At 47.6% G+C, this 23178-nt stretch carries 17 protein-coding genes; 13 read left to right on the top strand and 4 right to left on the bottom strand.

The annotated features are described in order from the left end of the window. The first annotated feature begins 63 nt into the window (after positions 1–63). Complete coding sequence (locus ASG34_RS08395) at positions 64–1236, top strand: sugar MFS transporter (protein ID WP_055829420.1); 1173 nt, start codon at positions 64–66, stop codon at positions 1234–1236. Between the two features lie 11 nt (positions 1237–1247). Here the strand turns inward: ASG34_RS08395 and ASG34_RS08390 are convergent, their stop codons facing one another. From ASG34_RS08390 to ASG34_RS08375, 4 genes are all read right to left on the bottom strand, one after another. Continuing rightward, positions 1248–1613: a glyoxalase/bleomycin resistance/dioxygenase family protein gene (locus tag ASG34_RS08390; RefSeq protein WP_055829417.1), complete on the bottom strand. Its 366-nt coding sequence runs from the start codon at positions 1611–1613 to the stop codon at positions 1248–1250. Positions 1614–1619: 6 nt separating this feature from the next. Beyond that, on the bottom strand, positions 1620–3059 hold the full coding sequence (tldD, locus tag ASG34_RS08385) for a metalloprotease TldD (RefSeq protein ID WP_055829415.1): 1440 nt from the start codon (positions 3057–3059) through the stop codon (positions 1620–1622). 93 nt (positions 3060–3152) lie between these two features. Further along, positions 3153–4010: a carbon-nitrogen hydrolase family protein gene (locus tag ASG34_RS08380; protein WP_055829412.1), complete on the bottom strand. Its 858-nt coding sequence runs from the start codon at positions 4008–4010 to the stop codon at positions 3153–3155. 52 nt (positions 4011–4062) lie between these two features. Further along, positions 4063–7929: a YhdP family protein gene (locus tag ASG34_RS08375; protein WP_055829409.1), complete on the bottom strand. Its 3867-nt coding sequence runs from the start codon at positions 7927–7929 to the stop codon at positions 4063–4065. Between the two features lie 277 nt (positions 7930–8206). On the opposite strand from ASG34_RS08375, the gene ASG34_RS08370 reads away from it, so the two are divergent. The 12 genes from ASG34_RS08370 to ASG34_RS08315 all read left to right on the top strand — a co-directional run bounded on the left by ASG34_RS08370 (position 8207) and on the right by ASG34_RS08315 (position 23176). After that, complete coding sequence (locus ASG34_RS08370; RefSeq protein ID WP_055829405.1) at positions 8207–10111, top strand: ATP-binding cassette domain-containing protein; 1905 nt, start codon at positions 8207–8209, stop codon at positions 10109–10111. 43 nt (positions 10112–10154) lie between these two features. After that, positions 10155–10730 carry a hypothetical protein gene (locus ASG34_RS08365; protein WP_055829401.1) on the top strand — a complete coding sequence of 192 codons (576 nt, stop codon included), beginning with the start codon at positions 10155–10157 and terminating at the stop codon, positions 10728–10730. Between the two features lie 168 nt (positions 10731–10898). Next, positions 10899–11579: a response regulator transcription factor gene (locus tag ASG34_RS08360; protein WP_055829398.1), complete on the top strand. Its 681-nt coding sequence runs from the start codon at positions 10899–10901 to the stop codon at positions 11577–11579. A 103-nt stretch (positions 11580–11682) separates the two neighbouring features. Continuing rightward, positions 11683–12750 carry a sensor histidine kinase gene (locus ASG34_RS08355; protein WP_235559717.1) on the top strand — a complete coding sequence of 356 codons (1068 nt, stop codon included), beginning with the start codon at positions 11683–11685 and terminating at the stop codon, positions 12748–12750. A 75-nt stretch (positions 12751–12825) separates the two neighbouring features. Beyond that, positions 12826–14370, top strand: a complete 1545-nt coding sequence (gene lysS, locus ASG34_RS08350; protein ID WP_055829392.1) for a lysine--tRNA ligase — start codon at positions 12826–12828, stop codon at positions 14368–14370. A gap of 163 nt (positions 14371–14533) precedes the next feature. After that, the gene (locus tag ASG34_RS08345; RefSeq protein ID WP_055829388.1) at positions 14534–16003 is read left to right on the top strand and encodes a porin; all 1470 of its coding nucleotides are present in this window, start codon (positions 14534–14536) and stop codon (positions 16001–16003) included. A 162-nt stretch (positions 16004–16165) separates the two neighbouring features. Further along, positions 16166–16357 (top strand): YezD family protein, encoded by a 192-nt coding sequence (locus ASG34_RS08340; protein WP_055829385.1) that lies wholly within the window; start codon positions 16166–16168, stop codon positions 16355–16357. A 59-nt stretch (positions 16358–16416) separates the two neighbouring features. Beyond that, positions 16417–18117 (top strand): alginate export family protein, encoded by a 1701-nt coding sequence (locus ASG34_RS08335; protein ID WP_055829382.1) that lies wholly within the window; start codon positions 16417–16419, stop codon positions 18115–18117. Positions 18118–18129: 12 nt separating this feature from the next. Beyond that, on the top strand, positions 18130–19137 hold the full coding sequence (locus ASG34_RS08330) for a sulfate ABC transporter substrate-binding protein (RefSeq protein WP_055829377.1): 1008 nt from the start codon (positions 18130–18132) through the stop codon (positions 19135–19137). 65 nt (positions 19138–19202) lie between these two features. Continuing rightward, positions 19203–19481: a DUF2325 domain-containing protein gene (locus ASG34_RS08325; RefSeq protein ID WP_029146612.1), complete on the top strand. Its 279-nt coding sequence runs from the start codon at positions 19203–19205 to the stop codon at positions 19479–19481. A gap of 176 nt (positions 19482–19657) precedes the next feature. Next, a complete protein-coding gene (locus tag ASG34_RS08320; RefSeq protein ID WP_055829374.1) occupies positions 19658–21319 on the top strand; it encodes a putative bifunctional diguanylate cyclase/phosphodiesterase in 1662 nt (553 codons plus the stop codon). 222 nt (positions 21320–21541) lie between these two features. After that, on the top strand, positions 21542–23176 hold the full coding sequence (locus ASG34_RS08315; protein WP_235559715.1) for a putative bifunctional diguanylate cyclase/phosphodiesterase: 1635 nt from the start codon (positions 21542–21544) through the stop codon (positions 23174–23176). Positions 23177–23178: the final 2 nt, after the last annotated feature.

Below are 23178 nucleotides of genomic sequence, written 5' to 3'. Positions count from 1 at the left end.
TTTCCTTTTCAAGCCCGGCTATTTATGATGTAGTGCATGCGCACCCGCAATTAAAGGAAATCCATGTATAAAAAGGCCCTGACGTCACTCACCATCCTGTTTTTCATGATGGGGTTTATTACTTGTCTGAACGATATTCTGGTGCCATACCTGAAAGCCATTTTTTCCCTCAGCTATAGCCAGGCGGCATTGGTTCAGTTCTGTTTCTTTGGCGCTTACGGGCTGACTTCTATACCATTTAGCAAGCTGATTGAACGTGTTGGCTACCAGAAAGGCATGGTGATCGGTTTTGCGCTGGCGGCAGTGGGGTGCTTGCTGTTTTACCCGGCAGTGATATTACATACCTATCCACTATTTCTAGGTGCCTTGTTTGTGCTGGCATCCGGCATTGTGTTGTTGCAGGTAGCCGCAAACCCTTGTGTGTCTGTTATTGGGCCGAAAGAAACGGCTTCTTCGCGCCTGACCATGGCGCAGGCCTTTAACTCACTGGGCACTTTTATTGCCCCGTTATTTGGGGCCTATTTCATCCTGTCCGCACTTAAAAACTCGACGCATGCTGAAGGGGTTGTCTATCCTTATTTCTTTATTGCTTCTGTGTTGATCATCATCGCTGTGGTGCTTTCGCGCATCAATCTTACCGGCCTGGAAACCACCCAAGCCGATGAAAGCCGCTGGATTGAGGTCATCAAAGAAAAAAGCTTGTTACTTGGCGTAATAGGGATATTTGCTTACGTGGGGGCTGAAGTGGCGATTGGCAGTTTCCTGGTCAATTACGTGATGGACATCAGCCAGGTCACAGAAACGCAAGCTGCGCCATTAGTCGCTTTCTATTGGGGTGGCGCGATGGTAGGGCGCTTTCTCGGCATATTCACTCTGAAAGCGTTTGCGCCAGCCAGAGTGCTGATGACCCACGCCTTGCTGGCAGTGATCCTGATTATTATCTCGATGCAGGCTTCAGGCACATTGGCAATAGGCAGTATGGTGCTGGTTGGTTTGTGTAACTCTATTATGTTTCCCACGATTTTTACCCTGGGGATCAAAGACCTTAAAGCCGGGCAGGAAAAGAAAGGTTCTGGATTGCTGGCAACTGCGATTCTTGGAGGGGCGATTGTGCCCTTGTTGACCGGCTTACTGGCTGATCGTATGGGGCTGCATCATGCATTTATCTTGCCAGTGATCTGCTATGTTTACATCGCGTGGTTTGGTTTTAAAGCGTTGGCTGGCAAAGCGCATTAAATCATTTTTTGTTAATCAGAAGCCAGCCCACGCAAGCCAATGCAATTTCCCCATGGATCTTGAAGCTGGCAAATGGCATAACCATTTTCAATGTGCAACGGGCCACGATAGAGCTTGGCGCCGATAATTTGGGCATGTGCCAAGGCTAGGTTAAGTTTTGGAACTAACCAATAAACGACAGAGCCGGCAGGTCCCGAAGACACTTTCTCATCAGCGTGGACGAATTCCAGTGAGATGCCATCGAGAGACAGGTATTTAAAATTGTCTGCTGCCAGGCGCTGCCGCTGAGCATTAGGAAATAATTGCTGATACCAGTTCAAAGCCTCCGGAACCGAGGATACATGAATCATCACGGCTGCAATTGGTTGCGCTTGCATTGAGGCCTAAGCGGATGTTCCACCCACGGTTAAACCATCAATCTTCAATGTAGGTTGACCGACACCCACCGGTACGCTCTGGCCTTCTTTACCGCAGGTACCTACGCCGCTATCCAATGCCATATCGTTACCAATCATGCTGACTTTGGTCAGCACATCAGGGCCGTTGCCAATTAAGGTAGCGCCTTTGACCGGGTAAGTGATTTTGCCATCTTCAATCATGTAGGCTTCAGCTGCGCTAAATACAAATTTACCGCTGGTGATATCTACCTGGCCGCCGCCAAAGTTAGCTGCATAAAGGCCTTTTTTTACTGACTTGATAATCTCTTGCGGGTCTTTATCGCCATTCAGCATATAAGTATTGGTCATGCGTGGCATGGGGATATGCGCATAGCTTTCGCGGCGCGCATTGCCGGTCAATCCCATGCCCATCAGGCGGGCATTCAGCGTATCCTGGATATAACCCCGCAGGATGCCATCTTCAATCAGCACGGTGTTTTGGGGTGCATTACCTTCATCGTCCATAGTTAATGAACCCCGGCGATTGGCAATAGTGCCATCATCGACAATGGTGATGCCTTTGGCAGCTACCTGCTGGCCTATCATGTTAGAAAAAGCAGAGCTGCCTTTACGGTTGAAGTCGCCTTCAAGACCGTGGCCAATCGCTTCGTGCAGCAGGATGCCTGGCCAGCCACTGCCTAATACCACGGTCATACTGCCGGCCGGGGCAGGGCGTGCATCGAGATTCACCAATGCCTGGTGTACGGCTTTTTGTGCGTAATCCTGCAATACCTCATCGGTAAAGAAGCTGTAATCAAACCGGCCACCGCCACCACTGCTACCTTGTTCGCGACGGCCATTGTGTTCGGCAATCACTTGCAGCGAGAGGCGCACTAGCGGGCGAACATCGCCAGCCATCACGCCATCACTGCGGGCTACCATCACCACTTCATATTCGGCAGCGATCGAGGCCATTACTTGCGTCACGCGTGGGTCTTGCGCTTTTGCGTATCGCTCGAGTTTTTCCAGTAACTTGACCTTGGCATCGGCGCTCAGGCTGGCAATCGGGTCTTGCGGTAGGTAGAGTGGGGCGTGGCTACGGGTGAGTATGCTATGGCCGGTTTTTTCCTGGCCCAGATTAGCAATCGCACGCGTGGCATTGGCCGCCTCTTGCAAGGCATCCAGGTGAATATCATCGGAATAGGCAAACGCGGTTTTTTCCCCACTCACTGCTCGTACGCCTACACCCTGGTCAATATTGAAGCTGCCGGATTTAACCTGTCCTTCTTCCAGCCCCCACGACTCACTGCGGCTGTACTGAAAATATAAATCGGCATAGTCAATATTGTGCGTCATCATGCCAGACAAGACTTTGCTTAAAGCTTCCTGGTCCAGCCCGGCCGGGCGGAGTAGCGTATCGTTCGCAGTGGTGAGTAGCGTTTGCATATGGGTCAACTTAATAAAGAGTCGTTCGGCTGGTTAAGACTAATGGTTGGAATAAATTTGATGAAAAGAGTGCCGTAGCGCGGCTCAGCATTTTCATGAAATAGCGGTAATTGTTTTGTGTTTCAAAGCCGGCAGGCTCTGACGCAGGTTCTTAATATAATTGCGGTTGATGTTGGCAATTACAATCCCTGATCCACGTGGTAGTCTGTCCAGCACTACGCCCCAGGGGTCGACTATCATGCTGTTACCATGGGTTTCACGGCCTGAGAGGTGGTAACCGCCCTGGGCAGAGGCGACCACATAGCAGATATTTTCAATGGCGCGGGCACGCACCAGCGTTTCCCAGTGGGCTTTGCCGGTGGTTTCTGTAAACGCTGATGGCAGAACAATCATATCGACTTCACCCATGGCGCGGAATAATTCAGGGAAGCGCAGGTCATAACAAATTGCCAAGCCTATGCGCCCAAAAGGCGTGTCAATTGCAACCACGCTATCGCCAGGCTCTATCGTGTTTTCTTCGTGGTAGTGCTCGGTGCCCATGTCCAGGCCAAACAGGTGGATCTTGTCATAACGGGCAACCTGATCACCTTTTTCGTTATACACCAGGCAGCTGTTGCGGATTTTCTTTGGCTGATTGCTTTGCATGGGTACCGACCCGGCAACAATCCATATCTTGAAAGCTTTGGCAGTTTTACTTAGAAAGTGCTGGATAGGCCCGTCATTCTGTTTCTCGCTGATAGCCACTTTGTCTGTATCTTTCAGGCCCATGATGCAAAAGTATTCGGGCAACACCACCAGCCTTGCGCCTTGTTCGACGGCCATCTCAATCAATCGCTTGGCCTCTACCAGATTTGCGGCCACACTAGGGCTGGATGCCATCTGGATGGCGGCGACCTTGATGATATCGTCTTTAGCTGCGGATTTCAGTTTTTTAGTTTTATTGTCTGCCATGGCATCTTTTCCGTTGGTACTAAATAAATTTAGAATCTAAGTCAGTTTGACATCACTGAGCATTTTTCAAGGGTTGAACAGGCGTCTTAGTTGGCGCTGTTTTATCAATTTCAACCTCTTGTGGATTATCCCAGGTTCCCGTAATCATATATTCACTGGCGCTGATTTTGTTGAGTGGGTCTTTCAACAGTTTTTGCGCGACAAATGCTGCAACACCGACAATCGGACCCGCTGCCAGTGCAGCCAGGGAGACTGAGTCTGTGATATGCGGAGTCACTTTGACTTTAAGACGCTGGGTTTCGGTTTTTAAATTGGTTTCACCTTTCAGTCTGGCTTCGGCAGCCGGTCCGGTCATAAACAAGTCATCACTGCGCAAAATGCCATCGCGGATGTTGGCGGTAGAGGTGATCTTGTCAAACGCAAAGCCCTGGCTGAATAAATCACGGAAATCCAGCGTTAACCGGCGCGGCAAACTTTGCAAGCTTAACAACCCAAGCAACCGGCCCACCCCTGGCTGCACTTTAAGGATTTGGCCTTTTTCAAGTTGCATACTGAAATTACCATCCAGGCGCTCAACGGCAAATTGATGCGGGCTACCAGGCCAGCCAACTTGTCCGGCCATATTGCCGGTGCCACCTTTGACCATTTCACCGCTAGGCTGGAAGCGTTGCAAGGTTTTGCCCAGGTTGTTTGAAGTCAAATTGAATTTAAGTGACGTTTGCGGGTTGCGTACGGAGTTACGCCAGGTGCCATCAGCGGTAAGCTGGCTATCAGGGCTATTAAGATTCATTTTCTGGATTACCCAGTTTTCACCGCTGTTAAAGGCCTTGATATCCAGGCTGCCCAGCTGTTTGTCGCCAAACTGGAAATCCTGTGCTGAAATTTCCACTTCGGGATAGGTCATGTTCAGGCGACGCACCTCAGTGGTTGCCGTAGTTGTTTCATCTGTATCCATACTCCTCGGCACTTTTAAATAACTTAATTTTGCGATCAACTTGTTATTCGGTTTGACGGATATCCAGTCTACATCACCAGCCAGTTCCTGGCTCTGGATCTTCATTTTCAGCCGGTCCTGGTCAGGGGTGACATTCAGTTTGATCTGGTGCAGGTTGCGATCAAACACATGCAATGTGCCGGCATTGAGTTCAATACGGTTGAGCGGGATATCTGCAGTTCGAGCAACGTCAGTGTTTGAACCAGAGCCCTGGTTGGTGTAAGCCAGCCACTCATCGACATCCAGTTTCTCGAAATCCGCACGCAGGTTGATACCATCGGTGGATGGCATACGCGGTGGCGTATTAACCGAAATTTCGCCAGCACTGATTTGCGATTCCGAGCCGCTGGTAGTACGCAGGAAGTTGGCATGCAACCAGTCGTTATAATGAATGGCAATTTTATCAGGCTGGTTGTTTTCCTGACGTAAGCGGATGGTTAAATTGGCCGGTGTTTCAACCGTTTTTTTCATCGGCTCGGGTAAATCAACCGCCATGCCAATCAACTGCGAGCGGATATCCAGGCGGACATTGTTAGGTGGTTGGATCAGGATATTACTTTTCCAATCTGTAGTGCCATGTAACGCTTTAGTCAGTAAGTTGCTATCCATTTTTTTGAGCGCAACATCGGTGATGCGCCCGCTGCCTTGGATAATCACTGACTTATCACTTTGAGTGTTCAGGCTGATGGTTGCCGGGTTATCAAACATCGACAATTGTACAGCCTGTGCCTGCAGGCCTTTTTCAGTAAACTTCAGGTGGCCGTTGATGTTGTTCATCTCCGGTAATGCGATTTGAGCATTTGCCGCGATGCGACCATTTTTAATCGCATAATCCCCTTGAAACCGGCTGGCATCCACATCGTTCAAGGGGATTTGTAAGGCCAGTTTCAACTCGGCATCACCGTTGGCTTTCAGGTAGTCGGTAAAGCCCATCGTTACCTCTCGTACAGGGCTGTTGTTCACAAATTTAACCCCTTGCTCGACACTGCCAACTACTGTTGCCTTCACATTGAGCATGGGCCAATCAGCATCAAGTTGTGGAATCTCAACGTGCGCCTGTGTGATGTGCTGGCCTACCGTAGTGCCGTTTTTCACCGAGATATCCATACGCTTGCCTTCAAACTTAAGCCAGGCATCTACGTTCTGGACCAAAGGCCAGCCAGTACCGTATTCTAGGCTGGCATGATCTACCTGGGCGGTGACTTTGAATATTCCCAGTGCGGGGTCTGCCTGGTGCGCTGCATTCACAAACGGAAAGTCTTTCATGCGACCTTTGATCAGTACTTCACCACGGCGGATCTGTCCGGAGAGAATCGAGGTATCCAGCCAATGCAGCGTAGATTCACCAAGAATAAGCGGGTAATAGAATGGCGCGTGTTTGGCATCACCACGCTCAATCTGGCTTTGCAATTGAATAGTGTCACCCCCGGCAGCACCGAGTTGATATTCCAGGTTGGTGCGAACGGCGATGTGCGGGTTTGAAAGTTGCAGATTGTGAGTGCTGATTAATAGTTTCTTGCCGTTGTTGTCCCACTCGATGTTGCCCTGCAAACGGTCAATCGGTACCGGCCAACGTAGAATTTTTGCTAAGTCGATACTGGCATTCTGCGTGTCGAGGTCAATGCTGCCAGCATTCGGATGCAGCGATAATCGCCCTGACCAATTCTTCAGGCCCGGCAACTGTTCATAAGCTTTGGTATGCACGGCATTCAGGTTAGCTTCAACCGCATAGTCTTGCCATTTATCCTGCTGATAAAGCCAGCGTAGCTTGATTTGACCAGCATTAAAAGCAGGGGCGATTTGTTCAAGATAGTTAGCGGCTTCAGATTGCGAATCCAGCCATTTTGCAAATAACGCTCCCTGCTCAAGTGTGACTTTTTTCACGGTCAGCACGCCTTCATGACCATGGGCGTCCCATTGCAACTCGCCATTCGCATCATCAAGCTTCAGACCGGTCTGGATGTCGGCAGAAATGTGTTTCAGATAGATCATGTGGCGTTGCTCTACCCGCTGCCAGCGGAACTCACCACTCATGCTATCGGCCAGAAAAGTTTCTGTTGTATTGGGCGGGGTAACGGAAACTGACTTTAAATTGATTTGTGCGGCCATACGTTGCAGTTGCATCGCTTTAAAGGCCAGTGTCGAGGTCATGCTGCCTTGTCCTGTATGCACTTTTAACGGCAAGTCCAGCCAAGGGCTCCAGGCCGCCAAGTCGATTTGCGGCAAGCGCAGAGATATTTCGCCGTGCCATGCCTCAGGCTTTGTCACGTCATCACCGACCAGCACAGAATCCAGCGTAATACGTTGTTTAGTGCCGTTAGAAACCAGGCTATCCATATGCACCGTATGCCGGTTTAGCAGGCGCTGCCAGACCGGCGTCAGTATTTCTATATTCAGGTCTTCCAGCAGCAAAGGCGGTGCCTGGCGCTGTTCATCTACCCAGGTCACCGTGGCGTGGGTGATCTTGATACGCCTTTGTTCCAGCAACCAGTTGGAAAATGCCGGGTCGCCCTTGCCTGACATGGAAATCCCTGCCAGGAAAAGCTCCCCGTCGGCGGTGCGCCGGATAATCAGGTTAGGCGCATCAATGCGCAGGCTGATGAGGGAAGGTGACAACAGCACCAGGCTGCTCCAGGACAAGCGGGTGGTGATTCGTGAAAGTTCAAGGGCAGGGCGCTTTTGCGTGTCGAATATGGTGACATCCCCAAGCGATACCTGTGGCGCCAAGCCACGCCAGCGAATGCCTATGTGCGCAATCGTGACTTCCTGCTTCATCGATTGGCTTAGTTTCTGCGCAATGCGTTCTTTATAATCATCAATATGGGGGAAAACATAAAACTGGATCACCGCGATCATGCCTGCCAGGACTACCAATATGACAATAAGCAGAGTGAGTAGCCAGCGTTTAATTTTTTGCAGGGGCATGAGCAGAGGCGGGTCTTGAATGCAGGGGTTTATCAACTGACTATTTTACTCGAAAACAGTTGCAGCACTGCAGCGGATGGTGGCGTAAAGGGAGAATTATGCAGTCTGATGCAGGCGAATCGTTTAAAATGCCGAATTTGCAGGGTTCTGGCCCGTCGCGGGATCAGTATTTTAAGGTTTAAGCGCGGTTGGGCGATTATCGCGCGTTAGTTCAGGGTCAGGTCAAGGAAATGAAAAGTCACACAATACGCATCAGGTTAAGTGAAAGTGGTCAGCAGTGATTCAGTTTAAGCAACTGACTTTTTCAAGAGCCGGTAAAGCACTGGTTGAAGATGCCAGTTTTCAATTGCATCCCGGCCATCGGGTTGGTTTAACAGGTGCCAATGGCGCTGGTAAATCTACTTTATTTGCGCTGCTTCGCGGTGAACTGGTCGCTGATGCAGGCGATTTGTTGATTCCTGCACATTGGGTGATCGCGCATGTTGCCCAGGAAACCCCTGCACTGTCACAATCCGCACTGGACTATGCGCTGGATGGTGATGAAGAATTGCGTACATTGCAGGCACATCTGGCAAAAGCACATTCTGCTGATGACCATGATAATGCTGATCCATTGTTGGTAGCCGAATGGCATCAACGCCTTGCCGATATCGATGGTTACAGTGCTGAATCAAGAGCAAGCACTTTATTAGCCGGCCTAGGCTTTTCCCAAGCACAGTTATCACAGGCTGTGAGTGATTTCTCCGGTGGCTGGCGCATGCGCTTGAATCTGGCACGTGCCCTTATGTGCCGTTCTGATTTGCTGCTGCTGGATGAGCCCACCAATCACCTGGATATTGAGGCAGTGATTTGGCTGGAAAGCTGGCTTAATGCTTATCAGGGAACTTTGTTATTGATCTCGCATGATCGTGAATTTCTTGATAATACAGTCAATCATATTTTGCATATTGAGCAGCGCAGGTTGGATTTATACCGTGGTGGCTACAGCGATTTTGAACGGCAACGGGCTGAAAAGCTGGCATTGCAGCAGGCCAGTTACCACAAGCAGCAACAACAGGTTGCGCACTTGCAAAAGTATATTGACCGTTTCCGCGCGCAAGCGACCAAGGCCAGACAGGCGCAAAGCCGTATAAAAGCACTTGAACGCATGGAGCGCATCAGTGCCGCGCATGTTGATTCGCCATTTAGCTTTGGTTTCAGGGAACTGGGGTCTGCCCCTGACCCGTTGCTGGTTTTAAACCAAGCCAAACTGGGCTATAACGACAAAGTGCTGGTCAGTTTCGCACATCTGGCGATCCGCCCAGGTGAGCGCATAGGATTGTTAGGTAAAAACGGAGCCGGTAAATCGACGTTGATTAAAACGCTGGCACAGTCGGAGACTTTGTTGTCCGGTGAGCGCATTGAAGGCAAGGATTTGCGCATCGGTTATTTTGCCCAGCATCAGTTGGAGCAACTGGTTGCAACCGACTCGCCATTGCAACATTTGCAACGGCTGGACGCGACAGCGCGCGAACAGGAGTTGCTGGATTTTCTCGGCAGTTTTGATTTTCGCGGGGAAATGGCCAAAACCGCCTGCGGTCCGTTTTCAGGAGGGGAGAAATCCAGGCTGGCATTAGCCATGCTGATCTGGAAGCGGCCTAACCTGATTTTGCTGGATGAGCCCACCAATCACCTGGATATAGAAATGCGGCACGCATTATCGTTGGCACTGCAGGCGTATGAAGGCGGAATGGTGATGGTCTCTCATGATCGTACTTTGCTGGCAACCTGTTGCGAAAAGTTCTTGCTGGTGGCCGATGGCAAAGCGGAAGTATTTGATGGTGACCTCGAAGATTACAAGCAACACTTACAAACGCAAGGTCAAACATCCGTTGCCAGTGAGAGCCCATCTACTCCCAAGCAAAACAGTTATCATCAACAAAAAGCTGACCGCCAGGCCAGGCTCAACGAGCGGCGGCCTTTGGTTAAAGTGTTAGCCAGTCTGGAAACACAATTAGCAAAGCTGGAGACTGAGAAAAATTTATTAGAAAGTCAGCTGGCTGATAGTGATATTTACAACGTTGATCAAAAAGCTACTTTACAAAAAGTGCTGATGGCGCAGGCAGAGAACAAAAAACAATTGGAAATAATAGAAGTCCAGTGGCTGGAGTGTCAGGAAAAACTCGAAGCGTTACCTGAGTAATTCATGATTCACCGTAAAGAGATTACTTGAAGAAAGATCAAACATGGAAATGACCTACACCGAGCGCGTGAAATTATTGCATCAGTTATGCCAGGTAGAAACCAGGCAGGCGACAGGGCGTTCAGAAGACGAAGCCAAGGCTGCATTTGCGAATGCAGATGTTGAACAAGCAACTTATTATATTGCCAGTTTCGTTACTTTCAGGGCTATTCAAGCCGCCGAGCGGCACCCCGGTGAAGAGTTACAAAGCGACTTTGAAATGCTGGGTGTCTACCAATGTTTTGCCTTGATGGTATATGCGTTTCTGTTTATGCCACTGACACAGGAAGAGCATCAGCCGGATTATGATGAAGCTCAAGTGGCGATCGGTAGCACTTTATTTGAAGGAATTGCACCGGAGTTGCTGGCTGAAATTATTGAGTCCGGTTTTCACAAATTCAAATTGATTGCAGAAGCTGATGCTGAACACTGGCTGGAATATCGGGAAAATCTTGATAAAGTCACCATTAGTTATATTGTTGCCGCCACCGATGATGAAAGTCCGCATGACGCTGCCGAAGTGTTGCCATTGTTTGGGCAACTCCTTAGTCAATTATGTGAAGCTTTCAGTGCAATTTAAATATATTGATCTAAATTACTTACATGTATAATTTAATATTGTTAACAATTTTGACATACTTTGAAAACTTTAGTAAATTTATTGCTTAACGCATGTTAATCAATATGTTTCTTCGATAAGATCCCACGGTTTAGGTCCTAGCCTTCAATTAATCAGTAAGAGGATAAAATGAGCAAACTGCTGTTGATTGACGATGATGTCGAATTAGCTAACATGCTGAAGGAGTTTCTGACGCAAGAAGGTTTTGGCGTCACCACTGCCCACGATGGATTAACCGGTGAGCAATATGTGCTGGCTGGCAAATTTGAGCTGGTGATTCTTGACGTCATGATGCCAGGTCAAGATGGTATGCAAACTTTAAAAAATATCAGACAGCATTCAGATATTCCTGTACTGATGCTGACGGCAAAAGATGATAACGAAGGCCGTATCGAAGGTCTTGAAGGCGGCGCTGACGATTATGTGCAAAAGCCCTGTCTGCCACGTGAGCTAGTTGCCCGTATTCGTGCCATTCTGCGTCGCCAGAATAGCGATGGTCCTAAAGGTAACGATATCGTGGTGGGACAATTAATTGTTTCCGGTGAGCGCAGAAAAGTATTTTGGGGCGACCAGCCGATTGTATTTACCAGCACCGAATTCAGTTTGATCGAGATTCTTGCCAAACATGCCGGTACTATCGTCAGCAAAGAAGATTTATCTATAAAAGCTTTAGGTCGCTCATTGGTTAAATATGACCGTAGCATTGATGTGCATTTGAGCAGTATCCGTCAAAAAATATCAGAAGCTTCAGGTGGCGTAAACGTGATCCAGACTATTTATCGCGTAGGATACCAGTTAGTCCGGGACTAATTATTAAGACTTGATAGCGGGGGCTATGGGGCGCCTTTTCTGGAAGCTGTTTGCAGCGTTATTTCTGGCTTTGATCTCAACCGTCATTACGGTAGGGAACATAGTGCAGTGGGAACTGCACCAGAAACATCCGCACATGCAGAAAGTGCCCTCGCAATCATGGTCAGCTGCAAATCGTTCTACGCCTGCGCCTAACTCTCAAAACCAGACCGGTTACGTACACTCTTCCAATGAGCTCAATTATGTTGAGCTGTTATTAAATTTCCCTTTTTCCGCGCTGGTTTTTTGTTTAATCACCAGTGCCATTTTTGCCGGCATACTGGCCTGGTCAATTTCTCACCCTATTAAACTGCTGCTTGAACATTTGAAGACTGCCGCTGATGGCAATCTCCTCATTCGCGTCAGCCCTAAAATTAAGGTGAGTCATGATGAGTTTGCCGAGCTAGGTGCTGCGTTTGATTTGATGGCCTTGCGTTTGAACAGCATGATCAAAAGCCAATCCAATATGCTACATCATGTATCGCATGAACTGCGTTCGCCACTGGCGCGCATTCAAATGGCCGTTGGACTGGTGATGCAAAACCCCAAGAAAATGCAAAGCTCATTGCAACGTGTAGAACTTGAGGCGGTGCGGATGGAAAAGATGATTGCCGAATTGCTGGAGATTTTTCGCCTGGAATCCGGCATGCAAAAACTGCAAAAAACTGATCTCGATTTAAAGGGATTGCTTGCTGGAATTGTGGGGGATGTACAGTTTGAAAAGCAGGATGCGCGTATTCACCTGGATATGCCTGACAAAGTGATTTTGATAAATGGCCAACTGGAGTTATTGCAGCGTGCGATTGAAAATGTGGTCCGCAACGCAGTGAAATATGGCCCTGCATTGGGTAAGGTCGCCATTGAATTACAGCGCAGCGAGCGCACTGGTGAAGTCATTATTGAAGTACAGGATCAAGGCAATGGCGTGGAGCAGCAAGAGCTTGAGCAGATTTTCAAGCCATTTATCCGCGGGCGGAGTGCTTCACAAATTGATGGTCACGGTATTGGCCTGGCGATGACCAAACACATTGTCGAAGCCCATGGCGGTTATGTGAAAGCCTCGAACCTATCCCCGATTGGTTTTATGGTACGTATACATTTGCCATTGGCCAACAAGTCTTCTGCTGGCTGAATTCACACGTATTCACCTGCAACAATGTTAAAATAAGCGGTTTTAAAGATCACTCAGGCGAAAAGCCGGATAACTATGACAGTACAACCATCCAATCAACCTTCAACAGCAACAAATGAAGTGGCCATTGACGAAAACCATGTCATCGCAGAACGCAGGGAAAAATTGCGCCTGATGCGCGAACAGGCTGCAGCTACCCAGTCAGCAGTTTTCCCAAATGATTTCAGGCCTGAACATAAAGCAGCTGATTTGCAAGCCAAGTATGGCGAAGTCGATAAAGAGACGCTGGACCCACAGGAGATTCCGGCAGTAGTTGCTGGCCGGATGATGTTGAAACGAGTGATGGGCAAAGCCAGTTTTGCGACGATTCAAGATAGCAGCGCAAGGATTCAGTTGTATATAGCGCGCGATGAGATCGGCGAAGAGCTTTATGAAAGCTTTAAACACTGGGACATGGGCGATTTTCTGGGCGCTCGCGGCCGGCTGTTTAAAACCCGTACCGGTGAATTATCCCTGCATGTGACCGAATTACGCCTGTTGACCAAATCCCTGCGTCCGTTACCAGAAAAATTCCATGGCTTGCATGATCAGGAAACCAAATATCGTCAGCGTTATGTAGACCTTATCACTTCTGAAGAAACCCGCGAGACTTTTAAAGCACGTTCAAAAGTGGTGAATGCGATTCGCCAGTTCATGAATGAAAATGAGTTTCTTGAAGTAGAAACGCCCATGCTGCATCCGATCCCCGGCGGTGCTTCAGCCAAGCCATTTATTACCCACCACAATGCGCTGGATATGCAGATGTTTATGCGTATTGCGCCTGAGTTATATCTGAAGAGATTAGTTGTTGGCGGTTTTGAACGTGTGTTCGAGATTAACCGTAACTTCCGTAACGAAGGTTTAAGTGTGCGCCATAACCCTGAATTCACCATGATGGAGTTTTATGCGGCTTACACTGACTATCACTGGTTGATGGATTTTACCGAGCAATGTATTCGCGCTGCCGCAGTTGCCGCACGCGGTACCGCAGTGCTGAGTTATGCAGATAAGGAAGTAGACTTAAGCAAACCGTTTGAGCGCCTGACGATTATCGGCGCCATCCAGAAATATGCGTCGCAATACACACTCGAGCAGTTAAATGATGCAGACTTCCTGCGTAAAGAATTACTCAAGCTGGGTGTGAAAGCGTTTGACCACGCCGGGTTAGGCTCACTGCAATTATCCCTGTTTGAAGAAACGGCCGAGAGCCAGCTGTGGCAACCTACTTATATTATTGATTACCCGGTTGAAGTGTCCCCGTTGGCGCGTGCTTCGGATAAGCACCCTGAAATCACTGAACGTTTTGAGCTGTTTATTACCGGTCGTGAAATGGCCAATGGCTTTAGTGAGCTGAATGACGCTGAAGACCAGGCAGCACGTTTCCAGGCGCAAGTAAAAGCCAAAGAAGCGGGTGACCAGGAGGCAATGTATTATGATGCCGATTTTATTCGTGCACTTGAATACGGCATGCCTCCAACTGGAGGCTGTGGTATTGGGATTGATCGGTTGGTCATGTTGATTACGGATAGCCCAAGTATCCGCGATGTTATTTTGTTCCCGCACATGCGTGCTGAGCAATAGTTTAAACAAAAAAAAGGCCACCTAAGGGTGGCTTTTTTTATGCCTATAAACGGACTAGTGATTCTTTAGTACCAAGACATATAGTTGTCATCAAATTGTCATATTACCTGTTCAAAATACGCCCCGTTGTTTCAATAAAATAGATTTCAAACAGGGAAAAAATATGAATTCGAAATTGCATCGCATCGTCCTAGCTGCGGTGGCGAGTAGCATGCTTGCCGGCTTGTCATTTTCAGCAACAGCAGACTCAAATATTGATTTGGTTCAGGCGCTGGTGTCTAAAGGTGTACTCACTGAAGAAGAAGGTGCTTTGCTGACTAAAGGCCGCAACACCGAAGTCGAAGTTCAAAAGAAAAAAGAAAGTAAAAGCTGGACTAGCCGCGTGAACTTGCGTGGTTATGTGCAGGTGCGTAATACCACTATGTTAGGTGGTGATGAAGGTGTCAACCTTTGGTCTGACCGCTCAGTTGGTGATGATCAGTCTTTAGGTGATGCGGATAAAAATTTCCTGATTCGCCGAGCACGTCTGATTATCTTTGGTGACTTTGGCGATCATTTGAGCTACTACATCCAGCCTGACTTTGCGAGCTCAGTTGGTGGCACCACAAACTCTAACGCCAGCGGTGCCGGTAACTTTGCCCAGTTACGTGATGCTTATGGTGATGTGTATATTGATAAAACACGTGTACACCGTATCCGTGTCGGTCAATCCAAAGTACCTTATGGTTTTGAAAACCTGCAATCAAGCTCAAACCGTTTAGCATTGGATCGTAACGATGCATTGAACAGTGCGGTGCGTGATGAGCGTGATTTGGGTGCTTTCTACTACTACACACCAACTGATATTCAAGCATTGTTTGAAGACATCAACAAACAAGGTTTAAAACACTCAGGCAACTACGGTATGTTCGCTCTGGGTCTTTACAATGGTCAGGGCGCAAATGCCAGAGATCAAAACGACAACTACCATGTCGTTTCTCGTTTTACTTATCCATGGAAAACAGATAGCGGCCAAATTTACGAAGCAGGTATTCAGGCTTACAGAGGCGATTATGTTTCAACAGTCGGCAACTATAGTCGTCGAAATGCTGCAGGTGTACTGGCTTCCGCTACGCCTAATCTAGGTACAGGCATTGCTCCTGCCTCTGGCAGAAACGGTATTGAAGATGAGCGCGTAGGTATTAGCTTTATTATGTATCCTCAACCTTTCGGTATACAGGCTGAGTGGAACTGGGGTAACACACCAGGTTTAGATATATCTAAAAATATTATCGAGAAAAAAAGCCTTAATGGTGGTTATGTGCAGGCGATGTACAAGATTGATAATTTCCAGTTCTTGAGTACGAATGGCACTTTAATTCCTTTCGTTAAATGGCAATACTTTGATGGTTACAACAAAGCTGAAACTAACTCTCCAGAAAATCATGTCAATGACTGGGAGTTGGGTGTGGAATGGCAGTTGGCACCAGAGGTTGAAATTGCGATGGTGTATCACCGTATGAATCGTACGAATTTAGTAACTGGCAACCGTGTAGCTTCTGCTGCAAACACAGCAAGCAATTTGCAGCCAAGAGAAGATTACGAAAACTTCAAAGCAGAAGCATTGCGCGTACAGTTGCAATACAACTTTTAATCATCAAATAATAAGTTCTTAATTGAATCCCGCCACTTGGCGGGATTTTTTTATTTCATATATAACAAATTGGAATATAAAAATAATAAATAATTATTTTTTAAAATATGCGTATTCTGAAATAATCCCGCTCATTCATTAACACTACAAGCGAGAAACGCAATGTCGTCAACACTGACCAAGCCAGAGATAGATTATGACGAAGCTGTGCTGGCTGCTGTGAATGCAGCCATTGTTGCTGTACAGCGTGATACCGGTTATGGCTCTATTGAGGTTACAGTACATGATGGACGAGTGACTCAAATTGAACGGCGCGAAAAAGTACGTTTCGAATCAAGTAAACCGAAAAGGTAATGATTGTTTTTATGGCTCTGACCAGACGGCTGGAAGCTTTATTCACTAGGGAGATTTAAATGCAGTTCAAAAAAATAACGCTCGCAATGGCTGCGTCCGGGCTATGGTGGGCAAGTGGTGTCGTCGGGGTTTCGCAAGCATACGCAGCGGAAGAGACCACTGAAGCTCAGGTTGAAGATGCTGAGCAGAAGAAAAAAATAGAGGCGCGTCTGGCCGAGATCAAGGCTGAAGAAAAGGCCGCTGCCAAAGCTGCCAACGGCTATTACGTTGAGCGCCGAAGCTACGGTACACAAAAAGAAACTGAGCCACCACGCTATGTTAAACAGCTTAACAAAACCTGGCTAAAAGAATATGACACGTTCGCAGATATTGACTGGCTGGATGTAGGCCTGGAATATCGTGCACGTTATGAATATCGTGACAATGACTTCCGCCGCCAAAGAGAGAACTTGGATGAGCCACTGTTGCTGCGTACACGTGCCTATCTTGGTCTGAAAAATATTCTGGACCCATTCCGCTTTGCAGTAGAAGCGCAGGATTCTCGCCGTAATAACAGTGATTACACACGCAGTAACGATACCCGCGACGTGGATAAGGCAGATTTTGTACAGGCATACCTGGAGCTATATTACAAAGACAGCATCTTTGGTAAAGATGATCTTGGTAACAGCCGTCCATTCTGGGTCCGTGGCGGACGTTTAGCTTGGGAAAGTCTGGATCGCCGTCTGATTGCTCGTAACGAATGGCGTAACACCACCAATACGTTTCAGGGTGTACGCGCCAATATCGGTGAGAAAAAGAATGACTGGCAACTTGAAGCGTTTGCAGTACAACCTGTACAACGTTTTACAGACAAGCTGGATGAAGTGGATCACTCACAAAACTTCTATGGTGTGATTGGTGATTGGCGCCGTTGGTCTGAGTACGTGACTATCCAGCCTTATTATTTTCTGTTGAAACAAAATGGGGATGATGTTGTATATGACACGAATGGTAACTCTTACAGCGACCGCCGTGTTTACACTGCAGCTCAGCAGAACCAAGCAAGAATCGATCGGGAAATTCACACTGGCGGTATTCGCTTATTTGGTATTGTTCCTAATACACAGTGGGACTATGACGCAAGTTACGTAAAACAGTGGGGACATCAACAACGTTTTATCAGTAATGCCATTGGCTATGTAAATGTTGATCATGATGCCTTTGCGTACAATGGAGAAGTTGGTTACACCTTTGCCAAGCATCCCTGGAAACCACGTTTCAGTGCTTCTTATGGTGTAGCATCTGGCGATAAAACAACACCTGCGGGTAATGACTTTTCAGATAATGGACGCTTTGACCGACTCTTTGGTTTTGCACGTCCCTGGTCTAACAATGACTACATCCAGATGGAAAACATTCGTGCATCGAAAATACGTGTGGAGTTTGATCCACAAGTACCTTATCTCACCAATGTAAAAGTAGATACAGGCTTTAGCTGGTATCAACTGGATGATGCGAGTGATCGTTGGAACGCTGGTGCAAACTTGCGTGATAGAACGGGTAACTCTGGTAGAGATTTGGGTAAAGAGTATGACTTGCGTATCCGCTTCCCTATCAATCAATACGCATCTTTAAACTTGGGATATGCACACTTCTGGGCAGGCGATTTTGTTCAGGATGCAGTAAGCGCTAACGCGGATAACCGAGCAAATTTTGATCAAAACCGGTCAAAAAGCTCAGACTTTTTCTACACAGAATTAACCTTATACGGCTTCTAATAGAGGATAAATATGAAATTCCCCCAAACAATTAAAAGGGCAGTATTGATCGCCGCTCTTAGCTCGCCGTTCGCGGCCTGGGCAGCGGATGTTAACCTGCTGAATGTGTCATACGATCCGACTCGCGAGTTGTATCAGGACTATAACGTAGCGTTTGCCAATTACTGGAAAGCCAAAACCGGTGACAATGTGATCATCAAGCAGTCACATGGCGGTTCCGGCAAGCAGGCACGTTCTGTAATTGATGGCTTGCAGGCAGATGTGGTGACTTTGGCTTTGTCTTATGACATCGATGAAGTCGGCAGCAAAGGCAAGCTTTTCGGTCCAGACTGGCAAAAGCGTTTGCCGCACAACAGCTCGCCTTACACGTCTACAATTGTTTTCCTGGTGCGTAAAGGTAACCCGAAAAATATCAAGGATTGGGGTGATTTGGTCAAACCTGGTACTTCAGTGATTACGCCTAACCCTAAAACTTCTGGCGGCGCGCGCTGGAATTACCTGGCTGCTTATGCTTATGCACTCAAGCAAAATAACCAGGACGAAACCAAAGCTAAAGAGTACTTGAAAAAACTGTTTAAAAATGTGCCGGTGCTGGATAGTGGCGCACGTGGATCAACCACGACCTTTGTTGAACGCGGGATTGGTGATGTGTTGCTGGCATGGGAAAATGAAGCATTCCTCGCTCAAAAAGAGCTTGGCCCGGACAAGTTTGATATCGTCGTGCCATCTTTATCTATCCTGGCCGAACCGCCAGTGACCGTGGTGGATAAGAATGTAAAGCGCCACAATACCCAGGCAGTTGCTGAGGCTTATCTACAGTATTTATACAGTGAAGAAGGTCAGGAAATTGCAGCGAAAAACTATTACCGTCCAACGCTGGAATCCGTTGCCAAGAAGTATGAGAAACAGTTTCCAAAGGTCAATTTGATCAAGATTGATGAAACGTTTGGCGGCTGGCAGAAAGCGCAAAAAACACATTTTGCCGATGGCGGTGTGTTTGATGAGATTTACCAAAAATAAGCTGTGATTTTAGAAAAAGGCATTTACCAAATGCCTTTTTCTTTTTCTCTTATAAGGAGAGTGTTATGTCAAAAGCATTAGTCATTGGTGGTGACCGTATTGAAGGTATTAAACAGGTATTGCACGCGCAAGGGATCGACAAAATTGATCACTGGACTGGCCGTAAACCAGGAGATGTAAAGCGTGAATTGCCTGCCAATGTAAACGTGATTGTACTGGTGACAGGTTGGTTAAATCACTCCATGATGTATCGCATCAAGCATGTTGCACACAAACGCGGATTGAAAGTTGTATACACGCGGAATAGTGCAGATGGCATGCAGCGAGTGCTTGAAGCGGCATAACTCCAAGTTGTTTGGTATCAAATATATATTGTTTACATTTTTATATTTAATTTAGTCTAAATTTATCCTCCTTATTAACCGATAAACACTTAGAGTTTTGAGGTTAAATGGCATAGCTCATCAGCATTCTGTGCAAAATGCACAGAATGGCGATAATGAGTTTATAAGGGTAAATAATGAGTCAAACCGGGATTGGCGGCAAAACAGCGCCACTCAACGAAAATGCTACGCAGCGCCAGTTTATGCGCCATCGTCTTGTACGCAAAGTACAGGACAATACGCATTTTTTGGCCATGACCAGCATGGTTTGTGGTTTGTTAGGCTTTCCCCATTATTTGCTGGATGTCGACAACAATGTCTGGCTGGCACAGCTACTCACTTATCTCACTTTCATCCTGGTGAGCTACAACCTGCTACTGGAAAATGGCCGCACTAATCTGGCAATGCTGACCATGTCCTTAGTGACAATCAGTTTGTTCGTCGTCCAGCTTTCGCCGTATGCGGCAGATTTTAATGATACTGCACACGTGCTAAGAATGACCAGTGATCTGCAGGTGCATCATTTCTCCCAAGTGCTTGAATATGCGGCCGGAGCTTTGCTGGCTTGCCTGATTGCCACTTCTTACTTATTCCAGCGTTCCGGCTGGTTAGCCACCAGCCAGGCGATTTTATACGTGGCAGTGATGATTCCATTGATTCCGCTGTTAGGTTTCTTCTGCGGCGTTGCGCAACCATACGGCATCATGTCGCCACTGACCACCTTGAGTGGCTTGTTGTGCGCGTTCAGTTTACTTGCCAAGCATGCCTCTCACCCACCCATGAGCTATCTGCTGCTAATGGACGATAACGGCAAACAGATACGCTTCAGCATTGTGTTTCTGAGTTTTTTTGCCATTTTGCTGGCCAGGGCGGGGGTGGAGTTTGGTGACAATATGCTGCGCGCGCTTCCGGTCGTGGTGGTGGTGTCGATTCTGGCAATTATTTACACCATGACGGCTACTTACTACCGCAAAGGGCAAACCAGTGAACAGATTGTGTTGCCCGCCGCCGATATGGACTTTGCCAGCCAGGTTGAGACCGCACTGGATAACCAGCAGTTTTTTATGGTGTATCAACCGCAAATCGATTTCAATACCGGAAAACTGAAAGGCGTAGAAGCATTGATCCGCTGGCGGCATCCAGTGAAAGGGATTATCTCGCCAGAAAAATTCATACGCATGGCTGAACTGACCGGGCTCATTGTGCCATTAGGCAAATGGGTGATGCGTACCGCTTGTACAGATGCAGCCAAATGGAATGATGACCCGGTGCTCGGTAAAATTGAAGTGGCTGTGAATGTCTCAGCGCTACAACTGAAATCCGGCACGCTGGTTGAAGATATCTTGCAGATACTGGAAGAAACGGGCCTGGCACCTGAGCGTTTGGTCGTTGAGCTGACTGAAAGCGCATTCGTACAAGATGATGGCCAAAATGCCAGTACCATGCACCAATTGAAAGAGGCGGGAATCAAGCTGGCCATTGATGATTTTGGTACTGGTTACTCTTGCCTGTCTTACCTGCGTGATATTCCTGGCGACTATCTTAAAGTAGACCGTTCATTTGTGATGGAGCTACCTGGGAATGAAAAAGCAGAAGCGGTGATCAAGGCGATCGTCAGCCTGGGTAAAAGCCTGGGCTACCGGATTATTGCCGAAGGCGTTGAAACTGAAGCGCAAGCCAGGTTTCTTAAAGACATCGATAGCGATATTGCCCAAGGCTTTCTTTATTCAAGACCGCTGGAGGCAGAAGCTTTGCAACATTGGGCGATAGAAAATCTACCGGCTCAAACCCCTCAATAGTGATATCTCATAAACCCATTGATTTCTCAGTTTCTTATATGAACTGAGGTCTATAGGGGGACCATTTTTTTGATAAAAATTAAATTTTACAGATATCAATCATATGAAAAGGAATATAAATCTAGTGTTACTCCGTCAGTAACTCTTTTTCCTGAGCGCCTATAGTGTAAAAAACCACCGTTCAAACGGGGATAATAACAGTCAGGGTTAAGGGGGCATCATATGTCAGTTTCCAGTGTCGACTGGTTAGCTGTGAATGTTCAAGAGTGCGCGACGCAACGCCAGTATATGCGGCATCGTTTTTTGCGCAGCGTTCAAAAGCAGGCACCATGGCTGGCGATTGCCAGCATCATTGCAGTATTACTGACATTCCCTTTTATTACCTTTCCTGATGAATATGGCTTATGTATCGCGTTAAGCCTCGGTTATATTATTTTTATCATAGTGAGTCTGCGTACCATGCTGGAAACATGGCGTGAGACCCGATTCAGCAAGATAGTCACCACTTCAGTAATACTTTTATTCCTTTCTGAAATATTCCTGGTCATCGGCGATCATCGTCATATCGATGTGGATATTGCCAATACTACTTTCGCCACTGCCTTGAATAATGACCAGTTGCTGACCGATTTATTAATGGCTTTCTTGGTCCTGCTCGCCTCTATTCTGTGCCATATACAATGGAGTAAATGCAGCCAGGCGCTGCTGTGTGTGGTCATCATGCTGCCGGTCAATGGCTGGCTGGCGTGCTTGTATGGTATCCCGGATGCTTATGGTCAACTTTCAATGCTGGCCAGCCTGGGTGGCTTGCTGTGTGCAGCGGCACTGCTCGCCAAGCAGATCTCGAATACTTCGATGAGCTATTTGTTACTGCTGGATGATTCAGGCAGGCATCTTCGCTGGATAGTTTGCATTTTATTTTTATGTGCCATCACGATTGGTGGCATGGGCGTATTTTTCAAACATGATCCGCGTGTCACGCCAATCCTTGTGACGTTGGCGCTGATTTCAATCGTCAGCATCATGACCATCACTTACTACCGCAAAGGTGTGGTCCATGAGCAGGTTTTGCCGCCAGAAGACCTGGCTTTCGCCAGCGAGCTCGAGGCAGCGATTGCCCACGAGGAGTTTTATCTGGTTTATCAACCACAAATTGATTTCAACAGTGGCAAGCTGGTCGGCGTGGAAGCGTTGATCCGCTGGCAACATCCGCAACACGGGGTAGTCCCGCCTAATAAATTTATTGGTGTGGCGGAGTTGACCGGTTTGATCGTTCCCATGGGCGCCTGGGTGCTCAAAGCCGCCTGCCAGCAGGTTGCCGGATGGAAAGACCAAGAACTAGCAAATGCCAAGGTTTCCGTAAATGTGTCGCCCATGCAATTGAATGCAGAAGGCTTTACCGATTATGTGGTGCAGGTATTGCGTGAAACCGGGCTGGCAGCGGAACGCCTGGTGATCGAGCTCACCGAAAGTGCATTCGTACATTCAGAGTGCAAGAGTATGGAAAACCTGCAGGCACTCAAGCGTGTTGGCGTCAAACTGGCAATTGATGATTTCGGGACCGGATATTCCTGCCTGGCCTATCTGCGGGATATTCCGGGTGATTACCTGAAAGTAGATCGCTCCTTTGTCAACGATGTTCCCGGCAAAGAGCGCTCGGAGGCAGTCACAAGTGCCATCGTCGTGCTAGGAAAAAACCTGCATTACCAGATAGTAGCCGAAGGTGTGGAAACAGAAGCGCAGGCCGAATATCTAAAAGGCCTGGGCTGTGATTTCGTGCAGGGATTTTTATATGCCAAGCCGATGACAGCACGTGCGCTTCAAGAGTGGGTGCAAGTACGGGCTAGCGCAAAATAGCT

It is taken from the genome of Methylophilus sp. Leaf416 (assembly GCF_001424665.1).
Classification (GTDB): Bacteria; Pseudomonadota; Gammaproteobacteria; order Burkholderiales; family Methylophilaceae; genus Methylophilus.
The sequence above is the reverse complement of the archived record's forward strand: the minus strand, read 5'-3'. Positions and strand labels throughout refer to the sequence as shown.